Source organism: Flectobacillus rivi, from assembly GCF_030056655.1.
Lineage (GTDB): Bacteria > Bacteroidota > Bacteroidia > Cytophagales > Spirosomataceae > Flectobacillus > Flectobacillus rivi.
Window position 1 is genome coordinate 389876 of the sequence record NZ_JASHIE010000005.1, and the last position, 23638, is coordinate 413513.

17 protein-coding genes are annotated in these 23638 nt (G+C 37.6%); 13 read left to right on the forward strand and 4 right to left on the reverse strand.

Going from position 1 to position 23638, the window contains the following annotated elements:
* The first annotated feature begins 10 nt into the window (after positions 1-10).
* From QM481_RS09525 to QM481_RS09545, 5 genes are read left to right on the forward strand one after another with little or no spacing between them, the layout of a single operon-like run.
* Positions 11-1399: a RagB/SusD family nutrient uptake outer membrane protein gene (locus QM481_RS09525; protein ID WP_283381559.1), complete on the forward strand. Its 1389-nt coding sequence runs from the start codon at positions 11-13 to the stop codon at positions 1397-1399.
* A 48-nt stretch (positions 1400-1447) separates the two neighbouring features.
* Positions 1448-2647 (forward strand): aspartyl protease family protein, encoded by a 1200-nt coding sequence (locus QM481_RS09530; protein ID WP_283381560.1) that lies wholly within the window; start codon positions 1448-1450, stop codon positions 2645-2647.
* 15 nt (positions 2648-2662) lie between these two features.
* Positions 2663-4639: a TlpA family protein disulfide reductase gene (locus tag QM481_RS09535; RefSeq protein ID WP_283381561.1), complete on the forward strand. Its 1977-nt coding sequence runs from the start codon at positions 2663-2665 to the stop codon at positions 4637-4639.
* Positions 4640-4641: 2 nt separating this feature from the next.
* Positions 4642-5718: an alpha/beta hydrolase family protein gene (locus tag QM481_RS09540; RefSeq protein ID WP_283381562.1), complete on the forward strand. Its 1077-nt coding sequence runs from the start codon at positions 4642-4644 to the stop codon at positions 5716-5718.
* A 21-nt stretch (positions 5719-5739) separates the two neighbouring features.
* Positions 5740-7779: a protein-disulfide reductase DsbD family protein gene (locus QM481_RS09545; protein ID WP_283381563.1), complete on the forward strand. Its 2040-nt coding sequence runs from the start codon at positions 5740-5742 to the stop codon at positions 7777-7779.
* A gap of 166 nt (positions 7780-7945) precedes the next feature.
* On the opposite strand, the gene QM481_RS09550 is transcribed toward QM481_RS09545, so the two are convergent.
* On the reverse strand, positions 7946-13471 hold the full coding sequence (locus tag QM481_RS09550) for an alpha-2-macroglobulin family protein (protein WP_283381564.1): 5526 nt from the start codon (positions 13469-13471) through the stop codon (positions 7946-7948).
* A 282-nt stretch (positions 13472-13753) separates the two neighbouring features.
* Positions 13754-14350 carry a TetR/AcrR family transcriptional regulator gene (locus tag QM481_RS09555; protein WP_283381565.1) on the reverse strand — a complete coding sequence of 199 codons (597 nt, stop codon included), beginning with the start codon at positions 14348-14350 and terminating at the stop codon, positions 13754-13756.
* A gap of 120 nt (positions 14351-14470) precedes the next feature.
* Here QM481_RS09555 and QM481_RS09560 point away from each other — a divergent pair, with 120 nt between their 5' ends.
* The 7 genes from QM481_RS09560 (at position 14471) to QM481_RS09590 (ending at position 21042) form a co-directional block, all read left to right on the forward strand.
* Positions 14471-15613, forward strand: coding sequence for an FAD-dependent monooxygenase (locus tag QM481_RS09560; protein ID WP_283381566.1), 1143 nt, complete (start codon positions 14471-14473; stop codon positions 15611-15613).
* A gap of 134 nt (positions 15614-15747) precedes the next feature.
* Complete coding sequence (locus QM481_RS09565; protein ID WP_283381567.1) at positions 15748-17019, forward strand: metallophosphoesterase; 1272 nt, start codon at positions 15748-15750, stop codon at positions 17017-17019.
* Positions 17020-17190: 171 nt separating this feature from the next.
* Positions 17191-18063: an OmpA family protein gene (locus QM481_RS09570; protein ID WP_283381568.1), complete on the forward strand. Its 873-nt coding sequence runs from the start codon at positions 17191-17193 to the stop codon at positions 18061-18063.
* 18 nt (positions 18064-18081) lie between these two features.
* A complete protein-coding gene (locus QM481_RS09575) occupies positions 18082-18594 on the forward strand; it encodes a helix-hairpin-helix domain-containing protein (RefSeq protein WP_283381569.1) in 513 nt (170 codons plus the stop codon).
* Positions 18595-18600: 6 nt separating this feature from the next.
* Positions 18601-18795 (forward strand): hypothetical protein, encoded by a 195-nt coding sequence (locus QM481_RS09580; RefSeq protein WP_283381570.1) that lies wholly within the window; start codon positions 18601-18603, stop codon positions 18793-18795.
* A 161-nt stretch (positions 18796-18956) separates the two neighbouring features.
* Positions 18957-20123 carry an AIR synthase related protein gene (locus QM481_RS09585; RefSeq protein WP_166551546.1) on the forward strand — a complete coding sequence of 389 codons (1167 nt, stop codon included), beginning with the start codon at positions 18957-18959 and terminating at the stop codon, positions 20121-20123.
* A gap of 229 nt (positions 20124-20352) precedes the next feature.
* Complete coding sequence (locus tag QM481_RS09590; RefSeq protein WP_283381571.1) at positions 20353-21042, forward strand: YjjG family noncanonical pyrimidine nucleotidase; 690 nt, start codon at positions 20353-20355, stop codon at positions 21040-21042.
* A gap of 86 nt (positions 21043-21128) precedes the next feature.
* Here the strand turns inward: QM481_RS09590 and QM481_RS09595 are convergent, their stop codons facing one another.
* A complete protein-coding gene (locus QM481_RS09595; RefSeq protein WP_166551544.1) occupies positions 21129-21707 on the reverse strand; it encodes a hypothetical protein in 579 nt (192 codons plus the stop codon).
* Positions 21708-21871: 164 nt separating this feature from the next.
* The gene (locus tag QM481_RS09600; protein WP_095161160.1) at positions 21872-22174 is read right to left on the reverse strand and encodes a (2Fe-2S) ferredoxin domain-containing protein; all 303 of its coding nucleotides are present in this window, start codon (positions 22172-22174) and stop codon (positions 21872-21874) included.
* Between the two features lie 147 nt (positions 22175-22321).
* Between QM481_RS09600 and QM481_RS09605 the strand changes: the two genes are divergently transcribed.
* The gene (locus tag QM481_RS09605) at positions 22322-23206 is read left to right on the forward strand and encodes a fructosamine kinase family protein (RefSeq protein WP_283381572.1); all 885 of its coding nucleotides are present in this window, start codon (positions 22322-22324) and stop codon (positions 23204-23206) included.
* The last annotated feature ends 432 nt before the right edge of the window (positions 23207-23638 follow it).

The window sequence follows — 23638 nt, forward strand, 5'->3', positions numbered from 1 at the left end:
AAATAAAGTCGTGAAAAAGATAGCAATACTTTTTAGCCTTGTGAACCTAGGATTGTTTACAGGTGGATGTGAAAGCTTTGTGGATATAAAAACACAAGGAAGTTTAGTACCAAAAGATGTAACCAATTATCGTTACTTATTGAATAATACTTCGGCTTACGAAACAGGAATTATCCTCGGGGATTTGGCTAGTGATGATATAGCCATCGTGGATGCCGCTCAACAGACGAGTTTGTTAAACATTTCGTATAGCTATTACAAAAATACCTATACATGGCAAGATGACATTTTCCCACTTAGTACAAGTTATGAAAATGACACCGACTGGAATACCATGTATGCTCGTATTTTCAGAACGAATACTATTATTAGCGAACTGCCTACAAGTAATGGTCCAGAAATGGATAAGGCAAAATTAATGGCGGAAGCCTTGGTACATCGTGCAGATGCATACTTGACATTGGTAAACCAATATGGCAAACCATATAATGCAACTACAGCATCGAGTGACTTGGGAGTACCGCTTTTATTGACCCAAACGTTTTCTCAAAGTCTAAATCGTGCTAGTGTTGAAACAGTTTACCAACAAATTCTCACAGATTTGAAGCAAGCGTTGCCTAATCTGCTAGCAACACAACAATATAATACCTTGCCATCTAAACCGTCGGCGTATGGACTGTTGGCTCGTACCTATTTGTACATGAGCAACTACAAAATGGCGGAAGTGTATGCTGATAGTGCTTTGGCATTGAGAAGTACTCTCAATAATATGGCTACCATGACAGCAACAAGTACTTTTCCTAAGCGTATTAATGACCCTGAAATTTTGTTGTCAAAAATCGCTTCTTATGGAACGAGCGCTTACACGCCAACAGCTATGCGCTTAAGTGACGATTTATTGTCGCTTTTTGATGCCAACGACCAACGTTACAATCTATTTACGGTACCTGCTTCTCGTGTGTCATCAACTTATACAGGTCGTTATTTTTACCGTGAAATTATCACAGGTGAAAACCGAAATCTTGGTCCGTCTGTACCCGAAATGATGCTCATCAAAGCAGAATCTTTGGCAAGAGCTGGACAGGCTGCTCAAGCGATGACATGGGTTAATAATCTTCGTAAAAATCGTGTTTTGTCAACAGCCTACACGCCTTTGACAGCTACTTCGAATGACGATGCTTTGGTAAAAGTAATCAATGAGCGCCGTCGTGAGTTTTGTTTCCGTATGCTTCGTTGGTGGGATATGCGTCGTTTGAAAAGTGAACCATTGTTCCAAAAAACAATCACTCGCACATTCAATGGCGTAACTTACACTTTGGCCCCAGATAGTAAACGATATGTGTTACCAATTGCACAATATCTTACTAAAATGAATCCAGAACTCGTTTCTAATCCTTAATAATGAATCAGTCAGAGTGTCTTCGTGGCACTCTGACTACCCCAAATTATGTTACGCAAACTTATTGGCATCTTGGGAATTTCGGCTTTTAGTCCCTTGTACGCTCAAACAATTCCCGAAAGAGTGGATGCCTTGATTACGGCAATTAATCAAAAGAATGTTCCTCTATTACTCACAATGGTAGACGATAGTTGTACCATCGCCAATTTACCCAAAGGGCAAAATGCCATTATTCTGCCAGCTATTTTAGAAAAATACGTCGCTATTGCTAGTTATAAAATCGTAAGCCAAGAGGCGAATGGTGTATTGACAAAAGTACAACTTGACGTAAAATATCAGGACAATAAAGAGGGGCATCCTTATTTTGTTTTTGGAAAGGAAAAAGTGAAAGAACTCGGGATTATCAAATCAGCAAGGATACCCGAACCAGAAATGCCAATCTTAGCTGGCATTTTTCCTGAAAAGGTTACATTACCTTTTAATATGCGTAATGGATTGATATTTATCGAGGCAGAACTCAATGGTCAAAAAGGTTATTTTCAGCTCGATAGTGGATGTCCTGTGGTAATACTCAATCGTCAATATGCTTCCAAAATACAAGGAAATCCCTTTACTTCTTTTTCTGGACTGAATGGTTCGATGAAAGATGTTCGTTTGTCAAATGTGGATAATCTAAAAATAGGAACGATCGAAATTTCCAACAAAACACTGGTTTCGTCTCCTATGGAGAAGTCAGAATTTCCCTTTTTGGGCTTACTAGGTTATGAATGGATGAAAGACTATGTCGTAACTTTTGACTACAAAAATCAACTACTGACTTTAGAAAAATCACCCAAACTTACCAAAGCTTTGTTGAGTATTCCTTTTTCTCAAGAAAGACATATTCCAATTGTACCTCTAACGATTCATGGAAAAACATACCAGTTGGGTATAGATTGTGGTGCTAATGCCAATGTGATATATCAGCCCTATAGCTCGGCAATTAGTCCGCTATTGGAAGAGGTTATGACCGAAAATGTAGGTGGAGCAGAGGGTAGCACTCAAAAGAGTATTACTGGCTATTTACCCGAGTCCAAATTAGAATCCTTACTTTTTAAAGATATGTTTATGGCTATGACCGAAAACAAAATTAATGTGGACGCTTCTCATCAACTGCCTATCCAAGGATTGTTGGGAACGCCATTTCTACAACTTTATAAGACAGTCATCAACTTTCCTGCAAAAACCATCGCTTTTTACAACAATTAAAAAATTACGCTCTCCATGAAAAAGATGCTCCTAGGATTTATCCTACTATTTGCTCAAGTGTTGTTTGCTCAAGACCCTAACTCTAGGGTAAAGTTTGATCCATTTCGTGCAAAACCTGGTCAAGAAATTACGATTACTTATAATCCTGAAGGTTCGCCTTTGGCAGGAAAAAAAGATATTAAGGCTGTTGTTTATACCTACGAAAATTATGTTTGGCAGGTAAATGATTTAGCTTTTAAGGAAGAAAATGGTATCTGGAAAGCTAATCTTAAGCTATCAAATACTTGTGGAATGTTGAGTGTAAAATTTAAAAGTGGAGAATTAGAGGATACCAATAATGAGTTTTCATTTTCTCAAATGTTGATTGATGATACAGGGAGATTTGCTCCGGGAGGATATGCAGGTTGGGGACTTATGCGTGCCTCAAACTTTGGTTACGGAGTAAAGAATTACTTAGAAAAACAGAATATTAGTGACTCTGCGGTGTATTTCTGGCTAAATCAGGAAATTAGTTTTCATCCCAAAGAGGCAAGCGAGGCACTTTCAGTGCCTTTCTGTCAAGCATTATTCAAAATGCAAGGTGAACCATCTTTGGTAAGAGTGAATCGTGTGGTAGCTTTTTTGAAGAAAAGCCCTACTGAACAGAATTTGATGAGATTATTGTCTCTTTATCAGCATCCATTAAATAATAAAACAACTTCAGACTCTTTGGAAAAAGTTATTTTAAGTACTTATCCATCGGGTGATTTGGCACGATTGAAAGCCTATCAACAACTTAATTTTGAACGTGATTTTGGAAAGAAAATCGAACTGTGTAAGGCATTTTTGAAGCAGTTCCCTTATCGTGATGCAGACTATACATTCAATGAAAAACGAATGGTAAACTATACCAATGTGTATTTGTCGATGGCTATTCAAGCTATGATGCAAAAAGGTTATGCTAGTCTAGAGAAGATGAGTGCAGAGCTCCCAGCAATAAGTATTCCTACGATTTATTATAAGTGTATTGATATTGCGCATAAAAGAAAGGATGTTGATGATTCACAGCTGTTGGCTCCTGCTAGAGCAATGGTCAAACGAATGGAATTATTCAAAAATCAGCGACCTGTAGAATATTGGTTTTTGTCACCGAATGAATGGGCTGTAGAGTATGAAAAGATTTTTAACCAGAATCTTGCACTTACTCAAATCGGGATTTTACGCAATACAGGCAACTTTGAGGAGGCAATGGACTTAGCCAATCGTGCTCAGAAATACTTTATGTTCAAATCAGCTATGCTCAATAACGAACAGGCTTTGTTGTTAGACCATTTCAAAAAATATGATTTGTTACAGGAGGTTTTAGTGAAAAGTATGCACGAAAATCAGAGTTCTCCTGAAATGTTAGATTTATTGAAAAAAGATTATATCCGTGCGAGAGGTTCTGAAAATGGCTTTGATACCTATGTGTCTGGACTTAAAAATCCTGAATTGGCAAGCAAAGAATTAGACGAGCTAAAGTCTATTATGATTAATAAATCTATGCCTGATTGGACCATGAAGGATGGTACAGGCAAGATAGTGAAGTTTAAAGATTTGAGAGGAAAAACAATCGTGATGGATTTTTGGGCTACTTGGTGTGTGCCTTGTAAAGCGTCTTTTCCAGGTATGAAACTGGCGGTAGAAAAATACAAAAATGACCCGAATGTAGTATTTTTCTTTGTTGATACCGAGGAACGCTCTCCTAACTACAAACAGGAAATCATGCAATATATCAAAGAGAATAATTATCCTTTTACTGTGCTTTTTGATAACAAACTTCCAACCGAAAAGGCTAATGATGAAGTTTTCAATAGAATTTGTAAAGCGTTTAGTATTTCTGGTATTCCACAAAAACTGATTATTGATAAAAACGGAAAACTACGTTTTATCACGGTAGGTTTCAAAGGAAGTGCAACGGGTTTGGCAGATGAAATTTCGGCAATGATTGAATTAACCAAAAAAGCAGAATAGCAATGAAAAGTGGAGTAGTAGGAGTGCTTTTAGCCTTGGTAGTAAATTATACGATTCAGGCAAAAGGAGTAAAAAGTGATAGTGTGACTTATACAAGAGGTAAAATCACCTACGGGGCGACGTTTTCTTTACCTGACAATTCAAAGAAAGTTCCTGCGGTGATTTTTATCTCGGGTACAGGTCCACAAGATCGTGATGGCTCAATGGCTGGATTTAAGTTTTTTGCTGAACTAGCTAGCTATCTCAACAGTAGAGGTATTGCAGTTTTGCGCATAGACGACCGAGGCGTTGGCAAAACAACAGGTATTTATCAACAAGCAACCACTGAAGATTTTGCCCAAGATATAGAAGCAGGAATTGATTTTTTGAAAAAACAGCCTCAGGTAGATACAAAAAAGATTGGATTATTGGGGCATAGTGAAGGTGGTGCTGTGAGTTTTATTGTTAGCTCAAGACATAAGGATATTGCGTTTTTAGTTAGTATGGCGGGTTTGGCTACCAAAGGAATAGATGCATTGCGAAAGCAAAACGCTGCCTTGGTAGCTACTGCCAAAATTCCTGACCATGACAAAAAGCGTTATAACGAAATCAATGAATTGATGTTCCAGACGGTGTATGACAACGTGGAAAAAGATTCACTGGGGTTGGCAAAGGTGATGCAAGAAACCTATGATACATGGAAAAAGAAGGATGATGAATATGTGAAATCTTTAGATATTAAGTTTGACCATTTCCGTTTCCCCATTTACTCTTATACCATGCAAGCGACTGGCGCTTGGTATCGTTATCATATAACATTTGATCCAGCCAAATTTATTCCCAAAATCAAGGCTCCTATTTTGGCTTTGAATGGTGATAAAGATTTGTTTGTTGCTTGTCAAGATAATTTATCAAACATCGAAAAGTTAGCAAAAGAAGGAGGCAATAAGGACGTTACTACTGTTGAGGTTCCCGATGTCAATCATCTGTTTTTAACTTGCCAAGAATGTACTCCTGCCGAATATAGTAAGCTCAAAAAGGCATTTCCACCTCAAGTGCTCACAACTATTGGCGATTGGATTGTAAATCATACAAAATAAGATTTTAAATTATCCATTTTCATGAAAAAGCTCTTTTTCGTGCTTTTCTGTAGCCTGTCTCTTTGGGGACAGGCTCAGATATTTACTCCTGTTTCGTGGAAGTTTAGTGCTAAAACGTTAGCAAAAGGAGAGGTTGAAGTGATTTTGACTGCACAAATAGATGCAGGATGGCATATCTATTCTCAACATGTAAAGTCTGGAGGACCTTTGCCGACGACCTTTTCTTTTAAATCATCTAAAGAATACGAACCCATTGGAAAGGTAGAGGAACGTACCAAGTTGATGGAAGGTTTTGAGAAAACTTTCAATATGAATATTAGCTGGTTTGAAAATCAGGCGGTTTTTGCCCAGAAATTCAAACTCAAAAAGCCTAATTCTGTCGTCAAGGGTTCGTTGGAATATATGGTTTGTGATGATGAAAGATGTTTGCCACCAGAGGAAGTCGATTTTAAAATTCCTGTTAAAGCCATAGGAGTGGAGGAGGAAATAGCAGTAGCAGAACCAACAATCATTCCATTACAGACAGAGGATTCTGTTACCAAAAAAGTTGCCAAAGATGATACCTTGCCACAAAGTAAAAGTGATACAGTAGTTAAATCTGTCGAGGCAACAGTCACGGCACCACCTACCGAAACTAATGCTGATTCGCTGTGGATGACTTTTATTGCTGGACTACTTGGAGGCTTAGCAGCAGTGTTTATGCCATGTATATTTCCTTTGCTTCCCATGACCGTAAGCTTTTTTACCAAACAAGCAGAAAGTCGTTCGGCAGGGATTCGTGATTCCTTGGTCTATGGATTGTCGATTGTGGTCATATATGTAGCCTTAGGTTTAATCATAACCATCGTATTTGGAGCTGATGCACTGAATAACCTTTCTTCAAATGGCGTATTCAACTTTATCTTTTTCTTGATGCTAGTTGTCTTTGCAGCGTCATTTTTAGGGGCATTCGAGCTAGTTTTACCAAGTAGCTGGGCGAATAAGTTAGACCAAAAAGTGGATAAAGGAGGCTATCTCGGCATATTCTTTATGGCATCTACCTTGTCGCTAGTGTCGTTTTCTTGTACGGGACCCATCATTGGAACTTTGCTTGTACAAGCTGCCACTACAGGTGCTATTTTAGGTCCAGCCGTTGGAATGTTAGGTTTTGCTATTTCCTTGGCTTTACCATTCACACTTTTTGCCATGTTCCCATCTTGGCTCAAAACTTTGCCAAAATCAGGAGGGTGGTTGAATTCTATCAAAGTGGTATTAGGGTTTTTGGAACTTGCTTTATCCTTAAAGTTTTTATCAAATGTAGACTTGGCTTATCACTGGGAGTGGTTTGATCGAGAGGTGTTTTTAGTATTATGGATTATCCTTTTTGCCTTGTTGGGCTTTTATTTATTAGGTAAAATCCGTTTTGCGCATGATACACCACTCGAAACAATTGGCGTTCCTCGCTTCTTTTTGGCTGTAATCTCTTTGAGTTTCTCTCTCTATATGTTGCCTGGACTTTGGGGTGCGCCTTTAAAAGCGATTTCAGCTTTTTTACCACCACAACAAACACAAGATTTTGATTTGTATTCACGTTCGATGGGGCAACCTAGTATTTCTACTACCAATACTCATAAGTACGGAGAAATCTTTCACGCCCCACTCGGTTTGGATGCATTCTTTGATTATGATGAAGGAATGGCTTATGCCAAAAAAGTAGGAAAACCTGTACTTATAGATTTTACAGGTCATGCTTGTGTCAATTGTCGTAAAATGGAAGCAAGTGTGTGGCCCGACGCATCGGTATTGAATCAAATCAAAAATGATTATGTGTTGATTCAACTTTATGTAGACGACCGCACCGAGTTACCCACAGCAGAACAAAAAGAAATAGATGGAAAGCTTGTTAAAACATTAGGGAAAAAATGGAGTGTTTTGCAAACGACTCGTTTCAAAGCCAATTCGCAACCATACTATGTACTAATCGACCCTCGTAACGAGCAGGTACTTCAAAAGCCACAAGGGGCTAATTTTGACATTGCTGCTTTTGCTCAATATTTGAAAAGTGGCGTAGAGAAGTATTGATCATGGAAGCGGTGAATTTGCGCAGGCAATAGAAATTTATTGAATATTCATGAAAAAGGCGGTTGAAAATTGTTTTTCGACCGCCTTTTTCATATTAAAATTTATGATGTACTGATAACTAAAAAAAACATTCACAATTCAGCACTCACAATTCCGAATTCTAAAACTATTCCACTGTTACACTTCCTGCACCGTGGTAGCTTCTCAAGTCAGCATTGTACATGGCATCAGCACTTACGGGACCTTGGGTGAATTTCCCTTTAGATACTGCTCTTACCAAATAGTAAAAGCTCTTACTGGTACCATTGATGCCTGTAAAGAAATTGATACGATCATCACGAATATCGAAATGCTCAGGTGAGGCTTGGTCTTTTAACCACGTAAGTTCTCGGTCGGCGTTGAGACGTGGGTTTTCGATTTCAAAACCTGCTGGAAGCATATCTGTAATTACAATGTTGTCGGTTGGTACTTGACTCGACAACGTAACTTTTACAACAATCAATTGATTTTGTTTAAATCGATTTTGACCAATTACTTGCCCCGAACGAGTATAATAGGTTCTTCGTACTTGTAAGAAATTATCTTCCTGCACAAACTGGCTATTGGCCGATAATCCCTCACTTGATAAGAAATAATACAATGCACCTTTTCCTTTAGTACTTACACTGGTGGTTGGAGCTAAGTTTTTCATCAATAAATCGGCACCACTAAAATTACCTACTTGTTTCCCTGAACGAACAGAAGCCATAATTTGATTGGCTTGTGCTTTACGAGCTATTTTACCCAATGCCAAGAAACTAAAGGCTTCTTCTTGTGTAGAAAGCCATTTTTGGGTTGCGATACTCTGTGATAATAATCTAGCTAAAACTGGAATTTGCAAGTTTTGAGGGTCTACATCCACCAAGGTATTGAGGGTAAGAGCAAGTTCTCTAATTGGCGAGTTGAAGTTTCCACCACTTTGGCGCGAATCATTGTTCATCACAAATTGATTAGGCATGATACTTCCCTGACTTTTTGGATCACCAATTTGAGCAAAAGCTCCTGCTAATAAATAGCGCTCATCCAAACTTAAAAGCTGTTGATTGGCTTTGTAATAATTCATTACCGCACGATTAGGTTTGCCAGATAATGCCAAAACATACAAACCATAAATGTTTTCACGACTCGCAATGGTGCTTTGAGTACTTGAACCAGTAGCTGGGTCGTACAACGATGCCGATTCTGTTTCTTTCTTGTTGGCTCGATTGTTAATGTATTCTAATAGTCTGCCAAGGGTATTGATATTAATTTCGTAATCAGCTTTTTGAGCTTCTATCAAGAAATGACAAGCGTAAATAGAGCCCCACCACGATTCCTTGTCTGAGCCTGTCCAATAAGCTAACCCGCCATTAGGTAATTGTTGGGTTTCTATTTTACGAATCGCAGCAGTGACATTGGTGCTTGGGTTTAGCTCATTTTCTCCTGACTTCATTTGCGGTTTTTTCCCTTTTTGAATCAATCCTACAAAATCTTTGAAATACAGTTGAGGGAAAGCTTTGGACGTTACCTGCTCGATACAACCGTAAGGGTATCCCAGCAAATGCTCAAATTTATCGATAAACTGCACCATTGGCGATTTACTCAAAATCAGTTGCGAAGAAACTGAGCTTGGGATAAAACTTTCTGTTCCCGAGGCAATTGATTTACTCTGATTAGCAGCGATTACACCCGAAGAGCTAGTTTTTAGTAATGAGGTACTCGGACGAATACTGAGTTCGGTACTTTCGGTAAATTTCTCTTTCAAACCATTGACACTAATGACTACTTTGCCCAAGCCAATCACTGGTGCGGCTTTTATACTAAAATATACTCTCGCTTCTTTTTCGGCAGGAACCACAACCTTTTGTTGACGTGTGGTCGTAATGGCTAATCCTCCAGAAGTGGCAATATTGGCTAATACCACTGCATTTTGTTTGGTGGTATTGGTAATGTTTACAGGAACTTGAATTTCATCGTTCGGACTAGCAAATCGTGGAAGCGCCGTACTGATTACCAGTGGGTCTGCCACTTTCATGTTTTTGGTCGCCGAACCAAAGGCTTCATCTTTATAACCAATCGCCATAATTCGTAAATCTCCCGAAAACTGTGGAATATCAACTTTGATACTAGCTTCTCCACTCGAATTCGTTGTAATTTCACCTGACCAAATTGCTACGAGATTAACACGTCCATTTGTCAATGGATTAACACGTTTTTCTAAATCATAACCATCACCTCCCATACTCGACGATTGACGAATGGCGATTTCTGGCAATAAGAAAGGATATAAATCATAGCTATTGACCTCCAAAGCTTGTTTTTGATAGAAATAAGCATGTGGGTCTGGTGTTTTGAAATTTTTTAACTGCAAAATCCCTTCATCAACCACTGCAATAGTAACGGCGGTATTAGCTTTGGTTTTTACCTTAATGATTTGTGAAGTTTTTGACCTTGACCTTTCTACTGCTGCAATTTCGATAGGCAAACGACTATCTTCTTCTTCGACCATGACAGGTGCATAACCATGCGCTACAGTAAGAGGCATATTCGAATCATCGAGTGGACGAATGAGCGTAGCTGATACATACACATTTGGTAAATGTTCGTCATCTACTTTGAAACTCAACTCAGCTGATTTTTTATCAGTGTCTAAATAATGGTATTCCAATACTTTGTTGCGCTCGATGGTCACAAGTAGTTTTCCTGCAAATGGAGTTTTGAATAATACTTTTACCTTATCGCCAGTTTGGTATTTTTCTTTGTCAAAAGTCATAGTAACCTGCCCTTCAGTATTGACTTCAAACGAAGAGTTTTCAGTACTGCCCCAACTATAAGCATAGAATGTTTGTGCTGTCCAAGTTTTAGCCCCATTACGATGCACCCGAATTTCGTATTCACCCGAAATCGTTGGCACAAAGTTGATAGAAGCTTTTCCTTGACTAAAATCTACCATACGACCATATACAACCTTAGTCTGCTTTTTGGAAGTGTATTTCAGAGAATTATCTGAATTCTTTTCAATAACGGTTTGATAATCGAAACGAACAACTTCGACTTTTCCCTGCGTACTCACACCCTGAGCATCTTTGTTGAGTGCTACCAAAGGAATCTGTACGGGTGAGTTAGTACTGAGATAGGTATCATTTAACCCAATTCCATAAAATACATTTTGGGTAAAAATATCCGACTTTTTCAAGCGATTTACTGGGCGTCCTGTTTCATCAAAAACAGTTACGTATGTTTTTGCTTCTATCACGCCCATGTCTGCCATGGTTGCGGGTAATTGGAAGTTTTCGGAAGCAATACCATTTTCATTGGTAACACCTTGGCGCATGATACCTTCAAATGCTGTATTGTCTTGCACATCAAAAACAAAGTTTTCAAATCCTTTTGGTTGGAAAACTTTACGCGACAACTTCATCTCCATTTCATAGTTTCGATTGGAGGCAGGAGGACCAAACAAATTGGTGGCTGTGGCATTTACCTGCAAAACTTCGCCAGTTCGATAAAATGGTTTATTAGTATTTAAATCCACTTTGATACGGTCGGGCATAAACTCCTCAATCGAAATATTTCGAGATGCCAGAATAATATCGTTACCATTCAGAACTTCCAAAACATAGGTTCCTGTCACATTGGAACGCTCAGTTGGGATAGACAAGGCAACAGCTCCTTGGTCATTGGTTTCGAGATGGAAACTTTTCCATTCTTTACCATTAGGCATAAGAACTCGTAATTTGACAGGGATTTTACCAACAGATTTCCATTGATTAGTACGAATAATCGTATTGAGCTGAATGGTTTCGCCTGGGCGATAAATATCTCGGTCACCGTACATGAAGGCTTCAAAACCTGAAACGTTACTACGTTTGCCTTCTACCTCAAATCGAGAAGTTTCGACTTGAGTATCTTCCAAAAACAAATAGTTGAAATCGTCACTTGTATGTGCGGTAAGCATCGCAACCTTAAACCCACTTTTTTTGAAATCTTTAAATACTGCAACGCCTTTGCTATCGGTAGTAAGTTTTTGGATTGTTTGGTTATTGGTAGAAATCAATGCTATTTCAACATTGCTAATAGGTTCGGTTGTTTTGATAGAATTGGCAAATACAAACAATTCATCATCGGCTTGTTTGGTAATTAGTCCAATATCTGAAATACTCACCAATTTGGTAGCATTTTGATAATACTCATCCGTAGAGTTGACACTTACCAAATAGATTCCTTTCAAATTATTTTGGTCAGGCAAAGATAAATTAAGGGCATGAACGCCTTTAGACTTTGGAAGATTGGTAGTTTCTACCATTTTGTTGACCAAAATATCAGAATACAAACCTGACTCGTCTTCATAGTAGACAAAAGACTTATTGTTTCCACCATTCTCATTTTCGTAGTCATAGTCTTGATAACGATTTTGACGTAAAAAATTCAGAATATTGTTTTCATAAATCTTCGCAATTTTTACATTCACTCGAGGAATGTTGACAATATTTAACGCAATATTTTTGTGCCCTTTTGAACTCAAATAGGTTGCCTTTTTATTCACAAAAGCCAAAGAAGCAGGCATTTGTCCAAAATATACATCTTTGGTATAGCTGTCAGACAAATTGACACCTAACACACTTTTAAGCTGTGTTTTGAGTTCGAGTAAGTAGGTATCTGATTCATTAAAATCGCCAGAAATAACAAATCCATTTTCGATTACCTCGTATTTGGTATCTACTTTAGGATTGTCAGCCTTTTTAGGAGCTTCTTTCACTTTTTGTATCGGATTGCCCAAGGAATCATATTCAATGACCGCTTCTACTGTTTCTTCATTTTGTGAAGAAGAACCATTGATAGATACTTGGTAGGCATTCGAAATACTTTCAGGTGAAATAGCTTGGTTGAATAAGACTTTGATATAGCCTTTATTATTGCTAAAGCCGTTTTCAACCTCTTGAACCTCCAAACTACTTGGGTCAGACAATTGAATATCAGATTCTATCGCCTCTGAAGTAGTGTAGCGAGAAGAAGGTAATGAAAGACCTTTGTCAATACTCACTTTGAGCGAACCACCCTGCGATGCAATGTCATCTTGTATGCGTACAAGAACTAGCGAGGAGGCATCGGTTTGTACAATCTGAGTTTTTACTTCTTGTTCTTTCTCGCCTGTGATTTTCAATAATTTGGCAACTTCCTGTGGATTAACAGCATAGTTGAAATGTAATTTCAAAATAGCAGTTCCCTGAGGCGAGCCGTTGGATTTTGACCAGTAACTTTCAGTTTTTTCAAGTGCTAAGTAGGGCGTATGAAACTTGAGCGTTTCAGTATCAAGGTCATATTTTTCGGAAGCTTTGTGCAAAACCAACTTGTTTACCTCGGCGGTATATTCTGTAGCAGGATCAAACCCTACAGCAGGGGAGAATACTAATTCGTTGGGGGCAGTCCATTTAAAACGTCCTTCGACTTTAGGCGAAAACTCAATATAGTCCGTAGAATACCACGTATTGAGTTCAGAAACAGGAACGAGGTCTTTGTTGAAAGTGAAAACTAGATTTTGAGTTTGGTTAATTTCTTCTTCAAAGTTAGTACCGCTAATTGTTACATCACCAAAATGAGAACAAGAACTAAGTATTAGCAAGAAAAAGAAAGACAATTGTACTAAAAGATAGGAAGGACGAAATGCTTTCATTGTTAAAATAGACGATTGAGACAATCGAGAAATTTAGGGTTACTTGCGGGTTTATACAAGGTTAAAATCAGGCAGTTGTGAACGAAATTGTCAAACTTTTGAATTAACGCAAGAAGTTCCTAAATCTTTGAAGTATTCACAACAAAAATGTAAAAAATATAGTAAATGGCGGAGGAGGTTTGGGTACTAGGTTTATTAAACTAGTTTATAAACTGTCGTAAAAAATAAGTCCAATACAACGACTTGAATTAGTGATGAAATAACTATTTCCGAAATCAGAAATCACCAATCCGCATTACCACACAAATAGGGTTCAAATAGGGCGTAAAAGGTCTTGTGGTAGTAGGCTATTTTTTCTTGTTCATTTCCATCAAATAAAATCTCTGCACGTGAAATCCAGAAATCTCCGAACAGCAAAGCCTGCTCGATTAAAGGTGCAATATTTTTTTGGGGAATATCAATGAAGCCATTGGATTGCATCGAGGCAATGATATACGTGAACTGCTCTTGTCGAATTTGCATTAGTGCCTTGAAATGTAACTTGATAGCTGGAATTCGACGCATGATTCTGACAAAATCCAACATCAAGAATCGATATTGATACAAAATCTCAAAACTTCGATAGCTTAATTGATACAGGATTGTTAGCTGATTTTCGGATAAACCAGTCATTTCTTTTGTCAACTCATTGAGTTTATCCACAAGCTGTTGATAAAGTGCTTCAATAATTACATCGGTATTCGCAAAATGATAGCATAAATTCCCATGACTTATTCCCAATTCACTCGCTATGTGTCGTACGGTCACAAAGTCGGAACCTTGTTCATTGAAAAGAATAAGGGCTTTTGCCAAAATCTTGTCTTTTGTTGATAATACCATGATGTATTACAGGTAAAATTTTAAATGATTTTTGGTTAAAGATAATATTTTTAGAACAAATGTTCTATAGATGAATACTTTTAGTACATTTGTTCTAAATTCTAAAAAGCCTTTTCAGTCATGAAAGTAATCATTATCGGAGCAGGTATTGGCGGACTTACCACTGCTATTGCTTTACAACAGTTAGGACACGAAGTGGTTGTCTATGAACAAAGTAGTGAAATCAAAGCTCTGGGCGCTGGGATTGTATTAGCTGCCAATGCAATGACGGCGCTACGAAAACTAGGGATTGAACAAAAAATCATCCAAGCAGGACGAATTGTTAGTTCTTTTGAGGTCGTCGACGATCAAGGAAATGTGCTTTCGGAGGTATATGCCCATCGGTTTTTTGAAAAATATGGTATTGGAAATTTTACAATAGCTCGTTATGATTTACACCATATTTTAGCTTCTGAATTACAAGAAGGAACTATTCAACTTGGAAAAAAGCTCAAAGATTTTACCCAAAATGCTCAATCGGTATCTGTCACCTTCGAAGATGAGACCCAAGGCGAAGCGGATGTGATGATAGCAGGCGATGGAATACATTCAATTGTGCGCAAAAAGTTACTTCACAACAGTCGCTTGCGATATTCGGGATATACCTGCTGGCGTGCGCTGGTCGATATTAGCGATATTCCTTGTGACATCAATAAAGCTTTTGAGGCTTGGGGCGCTAAAGGTCGTTTTGGATTTGTACCTATTTCAGATACCCATGTGTATTACTTTGTGTGTATCAATGCTCCTGTAAATGACCCTCACTATCGACAATATACTCCTATCGATTTGGCAAAACATTTTGCCCATTATCAATTTCCTATACCTCAAATTTTGTCAGCTACTGCTATCAACAATTTTATGCAACATGATTTGTATGATATAGAACCCATTCACCAATGGGCTTTTGATAGAGTATTGTTGTTAGGTGATGCAGCGCATGCTACTACACCCAATATGGGACAAGGGGCTTGTCAGGCCATAGAAGATGCCTTGGTATTATACAATATCATGAAGCAGGAGCCTGATTGGCAGAAGATTACTAAAGATTTTGAACAAAAGCGTATGGCTAGGGTTATCAAAGTAGTGAATAATAGCTGGAATGTAGGCAAGCTTGCGCAGCTCGAAAATCCCTTTTTGATTAAGATTCGTAACTGGGTAATGAAACGTACGCCCGACAGGCTACGAGATAAGCAATATGAATTTTTGTATGAGGTAGATTTTTAGAGAAGAGATAAAATTTTCCGAAGAAATAGAAAAATTACCTTTTATCCAGAAAAAAAGACCAAAAGAAACCTTCAGAAAGCTTCGCTTGTTCTTTCCACATAGCGAAATAAAAATTCAACTATCCCAACTCTCCGATGAATAAGCTGATAATAATACCTGTGGTGACTGCTATCTTTCTGGTAATAGATTATTACGTTTGGCAAGCCGTTAAGGTATCTGTACAAAATTTTTCTCAGTCGATACAACAGTCTGCTCGATATATCTTTTGGGGTTTAACAACCCTTTCTCTTGTAGGACTTTGGTTATATAATTTTATAAATCCTGATTTGCTAGGCAAGAATATAAGAACATGGATTATGGTAGGTATTTTTATGAATTACCTTTCAAAAATCTTCGTCGTACTTTTCTTATTAATTGATGACATAGGAAGATTGATTCGTTGGGTGGTACAGAAAGTACAAATGCTCACTAATTCAACTCCTGCCACTATCACAGCTACGTCTCAAGCTGAACCCATTACTCGCTCAGAGTTTTTGATGAAAACTGCTGTTATTGCAGGTACAGTTCCTGCTGTAGCTATGACATGGGGGATTTTGTCAGGAGCACACGATTATCGTATTCGTAAAGTAAAGTTGGCTTTGCCCAATTTGCCAAAAGAATTTGAAGGATTGACAATTGCTCAAATCTCGGATATTCACTCAGGAAGCTTTTTCAACAAAGTAGCCGTAAAAGGAGGCATCGAAATGATTCTCAATGCCAAGCCTGATATGGTATTCTTTACAGGAGACTTAGTGAATAATCAAGCCGTGGAGGTACAAGAATATATTGATTTGTTTGGGAAAGTAAAAGCCCCTCTAGGAGTATTTTCAACATTAGGAAACCATGATTATGGTGACTATGTGCAATGGGCTTCTCCTGCTGCCAAACAAAAAAATCTTAATAATTTGATTCATGCTCATAAAGTAATGGGATGGGATATCCTTAATGATGAAAATCGCTTTATTGAGCAAAATGGCGAAAAACTAGCGATTATTGGCGTGCAAAATATCAGTGGGCAAAATCGATTCCATTCGTATGGTGACTTGGCAAAAGCGGTAAAAGGTACCGACGAAGCTGCTGTAAAATTATTACTATCGCATGACCCAACGCACTGGGATAAAGAAGTAAATACCAAATATAAAGACATTGATGTGATGTTTTCGGGACATACACACGGTACCCAGTTTGGTATTACAGTAGGAGATGTCACTTGGTCGCCAGCGCAATATGTGTACAAACAATGGGCAGGTTTGTATGAGCAAGACAACCAAAAGCTCTATGTAAACCGAGGTTATGGATATTTGGGATACCCTGGGCGTGTAGGAATGCCACCAGAAATTACCGTTTTTGAATTGAAGAAAGCTTAATAGTATGGATATATAGAACGATGCTGAGATTTTCTTGGCATCGTTTTTTTGTTAAAAAACACTTTTCTTTCCCTGAAAACCCCTATCTAACTAGTTTTTTGTGAGTTTGGAGGTAATCCATTGTGACCTAGAGCTTTAGCCATTGTCTTATAAGAAATAAATTCTTTGGCTATGCAAAAAAACACTTTACCTTGGCTGATTGCCCTAACGGCATGGATTACAGGTTCGACTTACTGGCATGTCTGCAAAATCAAGGAAGTTTGTGATGAACCCCTTACAAAATCAGTTTCATCTGCAAATACCTTGGCTAAACCCTCCTTTGATATTCATAATTCTGACGGTCTTTCACTTAGAGCTTCAGGTAACATCAAATTTCCTCAGTCTGGCGAAACGCCCAATGTGTCGGAGATACAACCTCAGCTAGAACAACTCAAGGACTATCTCGCCAAAAATCCATCGCTTCAAATGCTTTTAATTGGGAGATATGCTTCCCATGAGAAGAATAATACCTCTTTTGCGAATCTGGGTATTGCTAGAGCGGAGGCATTGAAGGGTATTCTTTTAGGACAAAAAGGTAATCCACAGTCCATTATTACAGATGGAGTTTTGAGTGATTCGCTGTATTTTCAAGCAGATACGCTTATTGGTGGAATAGATGTGATATTTAAGCGAGTAGCACCACAAAGTGAAACTTCTTCAAACGTTGAATCTTCTCCTGATCTCACTTTATATTTCCCTTATGCTAAAACAGATTTTAGCCATTCTGAAGAAATAGATAAGAAAATCGATAACGCAATTACCTATCTCAAGGCGCATCCCAATCAGCAAGTTACGCTAACAGGATATACCGACAATAAAGGCTCCGACGAACTAAACTTAAAACTCTCGGCACGAAGAGCCCAAAATGTACAAGACTTTTTTGTTCGAAAAGGACTTTCTCCAGAGCAGTTTAAAATCGTTTCTCAAGGTAAGGCAAATCCTCAAGGCAATAACGATACGGAAAAAGGACGTCAAGAAAATCGTCGTGTTGTTTTATCTTTTTAACCCTAAATCATTATTAATATGTTTGAGCTAAATCCTCTTTTACACGAAAATGCTTGGTGGCAACATTTAACAATGTTTGTTGGCGCTGGCATATTAGGATATATCATCGGTTATCGAAGTGGAGAATCTAAGACCTTTCTCCAAGAACAACTAAGTAATCTTCAGTCGCAATTAGAATCATGTAAAGCAAGTCTAGTAAAATCTACCCCTATTAATACTTCTACAATCTCAATACCTACTATTGTTAATACTAATACCTATAATACAACGGTTGAAAAACCCGACGATTTAAAGAAAATCGAGGGCATCGGACCAAAGATTGAGGAGTTGTTGAATCAAAATGGTATTTTAACTTTTATGCAATTGAGTCAAGCATCTACCTATTTGTTGAAACAGATATTACAAGAAGCTGGACCTCGTTTTCAAATGCACGACCCAAGCACTTGGCCTCGTCAAGCCGAATTAGCCTCGGCAGGAAAATGGCAAGAATTAAAAGATTGGCAAGATATTTTAAATAAAGGAAAAGAATAAAAAGATATGATACTATTAGCATTAAATCCACTCTCAAAAGGTGTAGCTATTTTTGAAATGCTTATCCTTTTGCTGGCAATCGCATTCATGGGTTTTTTATTGGGTAGATGGGTTATCAACTCACAAACGGCTTCTCTAAAAAAACAACTCGCCGATACAGCAGATGAATTGAACGACTGCCAAAAGCAAAGAAACTCCTAATACTTAATCACCTCAAAAGCGCTTTGGTAACAACTCCAAGCGCTTTTTTGTGCTTTATAGTGGTGTTGTTCAAGTCTTTTGGTCATAAATTCGTACTTTTGCAAAAAATTAGACATTGAGCACTGTTGACTCAATACCAATTAGTTTAACTCATTACTACTGTGAACCAAGAACGCTACGCACAAAGAGGTGTTTCTGCCTCAAAAGAAGACGTACACAAAGCAATCGAAAAATTAGACAAGGGACTTTTTCCAAAAGCTTTCTGTAAAATTTCGCCTGATATGTTGGGAGGCGATGAGGCTTACTGCAATATTATGCATGCTGATGGAGCAGGTACAAAATCATCGTTGGCTTATTTGTATTGGAAAGAGACGGGCGATATTTCTGTATGGAGAGGTATTGCACAAGACGCTGTGGTAATGAATACCGATGACTTAATTTGTGTGGGAGCAACAGACAATATGTTGTTGTCTAGTACAATTGGTCGTAATAAAAACCTTATTCCTGGTGAAGTAATCGCTGAAATCATCAACGGAACCGAAGAAGTTCTTCAAATGCTTCGTGACAATGGTATCGGTATCTGGAGTACAGGTGGCGAAACTGCCGATGTGGGTGATTTAGTTCGTACTATTATCGTTGACTCTACGGTAGTGGCTCGTATGAAACGTGATGATGTTATCTCAAATCATACAATTCAAGCAGGAGATGTTATCGTAGGACTTGAATCTTTTGGTCAAGCTACTTACGAAAATAGCTATAATGGCGGTATGGGAAGTAATGGTCTTACATCTGCACGTCACGATGTTTTAGGACATTATTTAGCTGATAAATATACCGAAAGTTTTGACCCTGCTGTTCCTGAATCTTTAGTGTACAGTGGTTCAAAATCATTAACCGAAGCTGTTGAAGGTACGCCTCTCAATGTTGGACAGTTGATTTTGTCCCCAACTCGTACTTACGCACCTGTAGTAAAAGCGATGTTGAAAGAGCTTCGCACTGCCATTCACGGCATGGTACACTGCTCGGGTGGAGCCCAAACAAAAGTGTTACACTTTATCGATAATCTTCATATTATCAAAGATAACCTTTTCGAATTACCTCCTTTATTCAAATTGATTCAGGAAGAGAGTGGCACTGATTACAAAGAAATGTACAAAGTTTTCAACATGGGACACCGTCTTGAAGTATATGTACAACCTCAATATGCCCAAACAATCATTGACATTTCGAAATCATTTGGAATCAATGCTCAAATTATTGGTCGTGTAGAGGGTGCTGAACAAAAGCAAGTAACAATTCAGTCTCCTTACGGTGAATTTGTTTATTAGTAAAAAGAATATTTGCTAGGAGTCAAGAGTGAAAAATGATAAGCTTTTCAAAAAGACTTAATTATTGAAGCTCCCATCTCTACAATAACATAATAGGGAGTAAAGGTTAAAGCTTTTACTCCCTATTATGTTATATGGTATCTAACCTTGAGAAATGTAATGAAAAGGTAATTCGGACAAAATAAAGGTAGAATCCTCAAACCCGAAGACTAAATCCAACCATCACAACATGTACAAACATATCTTTTTTGATTTAGATCATACATTGTGGGATCACCATCGTAACTCGAAAATCGCATTAGGCGAAGTTTTTGAGTTATTTCAGCTTCAAGAAATCGGTATTCCTTCAATGGAGCAGTTTTATCATAAATTTAACGAAGTCAATCACAAACTTTGGTTAGATTACGAAAGAAGTAAAATTTCACAGGCCGAACTTCGTCATATCCGTTTTCGTCAGGTTTTTTCTCAACTAGGTGTCAACAATCATGATTCATGCGACCTAGTTTCGGATACCTATCTGGATATTTCTCCTAAAAAGCCTCACCTGTTACCTTATACCAAAGAGATTCTTGATTATCTCAGCCCAAAGTACCCATTACATATTATCACGAATGGCTTTAACGAAATCCAAGATGTGAAAATGAATAGTGGAGGAATCAAACATTATTTCAAACATATTATTACCTCTCAAAATTCTGGTCATAAAAAACCTGATCCTGAGATATTCCATTATGCACTCGAGCAAGTAGGGGCCAAACCCCGCGAGTGTTTGATGATTGGGGATACTTTCTATACAGATGTATTGGGAGCAATGCAGGTAGGAATTGATGCGGTGTTCTTTAACCCTAACGATCAACGTCATGTCGAACGCCCAACTTACGAAATCAAGCATTTGAGTGAATTGAAAGCGATACTGTAGAAGAGTCTCAAGGAATAATAGGGAATAAAAACGAATGAGATACTGTGTAAGAAAGTAGGCTTTTATTCCCTTGAACTCATAATAAGCTAAAATAAAGACAACTGAGTGTGATCATCTTCAGCCACAAAAAGCTTTTTATCTCTAATTTGCTTTCGATGACTATTCACAAAATCACTAAAAGCATCTATTTCTTTATAAAGCTCCGAAAAATTATAGCTATCAATATTGTAAGTTTCGACATATACCTCCGAAAAGTCCGTTATCACATAATCCAGCGTTTTGATACCATAATTTTGTAAACCCAATAAATACAAGTTCTGGTGATTGTACTCAAACTTTGGTCCTGTATATACTCGTGTACTTTTTAAGTCTATAGCCTTATTATTTCCAACAATATCTACATATCCATATATAATACAGTCTTTATAACGAGTTTCGGTATAAACTTGCGTTTTATATCGAGGAGGTAGAAGCGCTCTTGTTTTTTCAATCACATATTCTGAAAACATTTCTTCGTTGGCGCCCGTCGTAATAGCCTTTTCAAAATCAATTCCTTTTTGTTGCGCTTCGGTTGTTGGGCGAGGCACACGATTAATCCTATCTAACATTTCCTGAAGGTCGACCATCAGATTTCCTTCTGAGTTAGTTTTTTCATGTAAAAACAAAGAAAATGTATTTAAAAGGGTCGGATAAACGCGAATCATAATAAAAGCGTCAAAAGACTTTAAAAATGGAAAACTTTAGATACTCTATAAAATTGATGAAAAGTATAAAGTGATTCAAGACCACTTTCTCAAATCACTTTATACCTGTCGACAATGCATCAATACTATGCAATTACCAAACGCTCTACTACTTTATCATTTACTAGATGGCTTTCTACTATTTCAGGAATATCTGATAATTCTACATTACCATAAAATACACCTTCAGGATATACCACCATCGAAGGTCCAAATGCACACACATCTAAGCAACCAGCTTTCTGTGCACGGATTTCTAGATTAAGACCTTTTTCTTTTAGCTCATCTTTAAGAGCGTTTACCAATGCCATGCCTCTTTCTTCTCCACAACATTTTTTAGGAGCAGGCTTTACGTTTGTACAAACAAACACGTGTTTTTTGTATTTCATAAATAACAATGAGTTTAAATAGACGATTGAGCTTATGCTAAATCAATAATTCTTTTATCTGCAATTTAGGTCTTTTATTGTAAATTTGGCATTAACGAAAGTTAAGACATTAGAGATAAAGCAAAAAAGATAAGGATATTTACGCACATGACATTTCAAACGCAGGAACAATACCAATTTATTGAATCTATACTTTTCGAAAATTTAGGATACAATCCTGAGATTTTGGACTTCCAATTCTTTTATGGAGGAAATTTTAATTTGGCAGTTCGTGTAAAAGTCAAAGAAGGTGATTTCTTTATAAAATGGAATCAAGGAGATCACACTGGTATGTTCGAAACCGAAGCTCGTAGCTTGGAGTTATTAGGAAGTACTGGAGCGTTGTCAATTCCTAAAGTTGTCAACTTCGGCAAAATTGTGGATAAAGACTATCTCATGTTAGAATTCCTTTCAACAGCCCATCGTCAAAATGACTTTTGGCAGGACTTCGGACGCAAATTAGCAAAGCTACATTTAAACACTGCTCCCAATTATGGACTCGACTATAACAATTATATAGGAGCCCTTCATCAGAGTAATGAGTGGATGAATAATGGGGTAGAGTTCTTTGTAGAAAAAAGATTGCGTGTTCAAGCAGGATTAGCCTTATATGAAAGACGAATCACTACCGAATTGTATGAACGCCTAATGGGCTTTGTTCAGAAACTGTCTTCACTTATTCCTAATGAGAAGCCTTCACTAATTCATGGCGACTTATGGTCTGGAAATGTAATGACCGATGCCAATGGACAAGTAGCCTTAGTCGACCCAGCCTGTTATTATGGTCTTCGCGAAGCTGAATTAGCTTTCACAACGATGTTCGGAGGTTTCGATACAAGCTTTTACGAAGCATACCATGAAGTATATCCTATCGAAAATGGCTTCGGCGATCGTATTCCTATATATAATCTATATCCATTAATGGTTCATGTGAATCTATTTGGAGGGGGATATTTGGATGCTGTGGAAAAAATTATCAAAAAGTTTGAATAGAGGAGAAAAAGATTTTGACTAAAAATTGTATTATATCAAGTTGTAATTTACCAACATAGCAGCCTCACTAGGTTGCTATGTTACTTTATCATGAAATTTGTATTAAAAATTTAACAATTAAGGCTTTTGTTATCAACGACTTACAAAAAACTTTAAAAAATAGTGTTAAAAAGATTTGGAAGGATGGGAATAAAGTGGGAATTTTGCACTCCCAAACGACGGGAAAGGAGTTGTAGCGAAGAAAGAAAGTTGAGAGTTGCGAAAATAAATTTTAAAAATATTTTCAAAAACATTTGGAGGTTAAAAATAAAGTTACTAATTTTGCACTCCCAAACAACGGGAAGCGGTTAAATCGAAAGAGATTTGACGACAAATTTTGAGATAATGGACTGACGATAAGTTGGTTAATTGTTTTGAGATAAAGAGTTCTTT